Annotated in this window: 1 protein-coding gene and 1 pseudogene; both read right to left on the minus strand. The window is 46.2% G+C overall.

Features of this window, described 5'->3' with window-relative positions:
- A partial coding sequence (locus R8O11_RS31605; RefSeq protein ID WP_318195434.1) for a deoxyribodipyrimidine photo-lyase occupies positions 1 to 368 on the minus strand: 368 nt, incomplete at its 3' end.
- Between the two features lie 9 nt (positions 369 to 377).
- Positions 378 to 506: pseudogene (locus R8O11_RS31610) on the minus strand (helix-turn-helix-type transcriptional regulator); the annotation flags it as partial.

Genomic DNA, 506 nt, shown 5'->3' on the forward strand with positions numbered 1-506 from the left:
ACCCCACGATTATCCAGTGTTTGAGATACCTTTCTATCCAACTCAACTTCATTCACTTCATAATTGATGTTGACCATTACCGCTGTTGCGTTGAGCTTATCCGCCCAATCGCAAATGACTTTTGTACAGTCATCGAAACGCGGAACTTCTTTATATAGAAGAGGAATGTTTAGCTCTGTGAGCTCTTGATGAACATGCTCAAGACGCCTAGCGATTAAATCCGCCTGCATCGGCGCCATGTGGTGCTCTTGCCACTGTTCTGGCGTTGCAACAAAACAAGCAACAACAGGTTGCCCTGTATCAAGTGCCGCCTTTAACGCCGTGTGGTCTAACGTGCGTAAATCACGCCTAAACCAAACCAGAATCATGTGGTCTCCTTACTGAATCTGTGTTTGTGCAAGATGAAGTTTCTCAATAACTTCCGAACACTGCACTTGCTCAGGATACCGCGCTAACAGCGCTTTGAATGCTTCCACTTGCTTGGCAGGTAGCGCCTTATTCGAGAA

Source organism: Vibrio sp. 1288 (assembly GCF_033344475.1).